1 protein-coding gene and 3 pseudogenes are annotated in these 3,252 nt (G+C 59.9%); 3 read left to right on the top strand and 1 reads right to left on the bottom strand.

What is annotated here, in order from left to right; translation table 11 throughout:
• A pseudogene (locus IQ26_RS38675) lies at nt 1–324 on the top strand (hypothetical protein); the annotation flags it as partial.
• A gap of 97 nt (nt 325–421) precedes the next feature.
• Here the strand turns inward: IQ26_RS38675 and IQ26_RS38670 are convergent.
• On the bottom strand, nt 422–1,450 hold the full coding sequence (locus IQ26_RS38670; protein WP_145723551.1) for an IS110 family RNA-guided transposase: 1,029 nt from the start codon (nt 1,448–1,450) through the stop codon (nt 422–424).
• Nucleotides 1,451–1,506: 56 nt separating this feature from the next.
• On the opposite strand from IQ26_RS38670, the pseudogene IQ26_RS38665 reads away from it, so the two are divergent.
• Both IQ26_RS38665 and IQ26_RS38655 read left to right on the top strand, forming a co-directional pair.
• Nucleotides 1,507–2,034 (top strand): annotated as a pseudogene (locus tag IQ26_RS38665) (hypothetical protein); the annotation flags it as partial.
• A gap of 529 nt (nt 2,035–2,563) precedes the next feature.
• A pseudogene (locus tag IQ26_RS38655) lies at nt 2,564–3,166 on the top strand (reverse transcriptase domain-containing protein); the annotation flags it as partial.
• Between the last annotated feature and the right edge of the window lie 86 nt (nt 3,167–3,252).

The raw sequence follows: 3,252 nt of genomic DNA, 5'->3' as shown, positions 1-3,252 counted from the left end.
GGCCGGTCTTTGGTTGGAATGGTGGCCGGCTTCACGTCGGAATGGTGGCCGGTGTTTGATCGGAATGGCGGCCGGCTTCACGTCGGAATCCGCACCGAACATCGCCGCCACAGCTTTGGTGGCCACCGCTCCCGCGATTACGTCATGTTTGTGATTCATGTGTGGACGGCCCCCGTTGAGCAAGAAGATTCTGACAATGGCAATACTGAAGCGGTCAGGTTCATTCATGTGTTCGGCCTGTTTTTGTGCGGCCTCAGGCCGCTGGCCATGATGGTGTCGGTGGATCGGGCCCTCATCAAGCTGCCGCGCTGCGATGCGCGTTGAATCACTCAGGTTCTCCCGATCCCCGGCTTGACCGGATCTGCATCACTGATGTCGTTCTCTCCTGCCCAAACTGGTTGTCATTTCGCGCGACCGTCGATTACCCTTGAGCCATTGACGGCGTCGCGCGGTAGTTTTCCTCACGCGCCATCACCGCCCAGGCGATCCGCGCTACCTTGTTGGCGACAGCGACCGTGACCAGCCGTGCCGGCTTACGCTCGAGCAACTGGCTCGCCCAGGTGCTGACGGTGGTCGCTTTTCGCCGCGTGTATCGGACGACCGCCGTGGCGCCGACGACGAGGAGATGCCGCAAATAGCGATCTCCCATCTTCGAGATCCCTCCCATTCTGTCTTTGCCACCGGAGGAATGCTGCTTTGGAACAAGACCCAGCCAAGCAGCGAATTGACGACCGGAGCGGAAGACTTTTGCGTCGACGACGGTGGCAGCGAGGGCAGTCGCCGTGACGAAGCCGATTCCGGGAATGGTTGAAAGCCGCCGGCAGACCTGGTTCGTGCGATACCACGCCAGAAGCTCGATCTCGATCTTCCGGATTTGCGCGCCAAGCCCCTCGATCGTTCGGGCGAGGAGGATAAGAACCTGTCGCGCCATCGCGGGGAGCGGCCCATCGCCCTTGTCAAGAGCTTCGATTAGACCACGGACATGGGCCCGGCCCTTCGGTGCGACGACGCCATACTCGGCCAGATGCGCCCGCATGGCGCTGATTTGCGCTGTGCGCTGCCGAACCAAGAGGTGGCGAGCCCGATGAAGCATCAGAATGCTCTGGGCATCCGCCGATTTGACAGCCACGAACCGCATTGTCGGTCGCGTCACCGCCTCGCAGATCGCTTCCGCGTCGGCCGCATCGTTCTTGTTGCGCTTGACGTAGGCCTTTACGTAAGCCGGCGGCATCAACTTGACCACATGCCCGAGTGCAATCAGCTCCCGCGCCCAATGGTGCGCCGTCGCGCAGGCCTCCATGCCGATGAGGCACGGCTGCATATCGCGAAGCAACGGGATAAGCTGATCGCGCCGAATTTTTCGACGGAGCACCGCGTTTCCTGCATTATCGACGCCGTGAACTTGAAAGACGTTCTTGGCGATATCCAATCCGATCGTGATAACTTGCATGCGGACGGTTCCTTCCCTCTGATGGTCCTTTGACAACGCCATCTTGGCACATTGCGATGCCGCTGGGTCGGGGGCCGTCCACCCCATCAAGATGCTGGCTGGATGGAGGCCAGCATCTGATGACACGAGCCCTTTCGAACGATCTTCGTGAGCGTGTTGTTGAAGCAGTCGGCGCCGGCGAGAGCTGCCGTCCGGTGGCGTCGCGTTTTGGCGTCGCAGTTTCCTCGGTGGTGAAGTGGTCACAGCGTTACCGTGCCACCGGCTCGGTGGCGCCGGGCAAGATGGGCGGACACCGCAAGCGGGTTCTGGAGCCGCATCGAGCCTTCATCGTGGAGCGGATCAGCCAGACCTCTGATCTGACGCTGCATCGGCTGAAGGACGAGTTGGCCGCACGCGGGGTGATGATCTCCCACAACGCTGGATGTTCTTGAAGCGCGAGGGCCTGAGCTTCAAAAAAAACGCTGTTCGCTCTTGAGCAGGCCCGGGCCGACATTGCCCGTCGCCGCCAGCGCTGGAGGTCGTGGCAGGGTCGCCTCGATCCGGCACGTCTGGTCTTCATCGACGAGAGTGTGCTGCAGAGTAACGGAAGGAGTTCAACATGAACTAAGACCGAAGCGTAAAGCTGCGTGAATGATGGGGGACGGCCCTCCGGGATCGGCTTTCAGGAGCAGGTCTCAAACCAGTCCAAGCTGCTGCGGTAAAGAGCCGTGGTGGTGAGCGTTGGATGAAAAGTTCGGACGAGATCCGAGCAGGTGGGTGTCCGAAAGACGAACGAAAGTGAACCCTTCGAAGACGCGTCGTTATGAACGTAAGTGTCGCCGAAACCAGGACCGTCTCGTCATCCTGGGACAAGCCCGCCGGGTGCCTGATGACAGGGCGGGCGGCGACCGGCGTTGAGGGGGCGTGAGTCGGACACAGGCATTCGCGCGGAACTGCAGGAACCAGGCTCCTGATGCAAAGGGAGAAGCTCAAGCGGGCCAAACCGCAAGGCGAGAGTACCGATGCAGGAGACTGGGGCGGACCGGCCCGTATGAGCGTTGAAGGCCCTGTAATGGGGTCGGAGCAAAGGGGTCGGATCAGGTGGTCGTATTGTTTGGAACAACTGGAAACAGGATGACTTTGGAGAATACGACAGACAAGCCGTTTCGAATTGCGAAACGACAAGTGTACGAAGCTTACAAAGCGGTCAAAGCCAACCAAGGCGCAGCCGGGGTGGACGGGCAGACCTTGGAGATGTTCGAGAAGGACCTTGCGGGAAACCTCTACAAGGTCTGGAATCGGATGTCCTCAGGGACGTACTTCCCCCCGCCGGTTCGCGCTGTCTCCATTCCGAAGAAGACTGGAGGCGAAAGGGTTTTGGGTGTGCCCACGGTCAGCGATCGGATCGCGCAGATGGTGGTCAAGCAGATGATTGAGCCGGATTTGGATACCCTCTTTCTTCCAGACTCCTACGGCTACAGGCCGGGAAAATCGGCTCTGGATGCCGTTGGCGTGACGCGTCAGCGGTGCTGGAAGCATGACTGGGTTCTGGAATTCGACGTCAAAGGGCTGTTTGACAATATTCCGCACGATCTCTTGCTGAAGGCGGTCAGGAAGCACGTCACATGCAAGTGGGCTCTGCTCTACATCGAAAGATGGCTGGCAGCGCCGATGGAGAAGAACGGAGAAGTCGTCGAGCGCACACGCGGTACCCCGCAAGGGGGCGTTGTCACTCCCTGAACGCAAAAGGTAACTTTTGTCAGCCGATGGCGATTTCCCGTTGGAAGGCGATGACGTTTTTCCGGACGACGGTATCGTCGTGT

It is taken from the genome of Mesorhizobium tianshanense, assembly GCF_007830515.1.
Classification (GTDB): domain Bacteria; phylum Pseudomonadota; class Alphaproteobacteria; order Rhizobiales; family Rhizobiaceae; genus Mesorhizobium; species Mesorhizobium tianshanense.
Note: the sequence above shows the minus strand (reverse complement) of the source record. Positions and strands in the feature narration are given on the sequence as shown.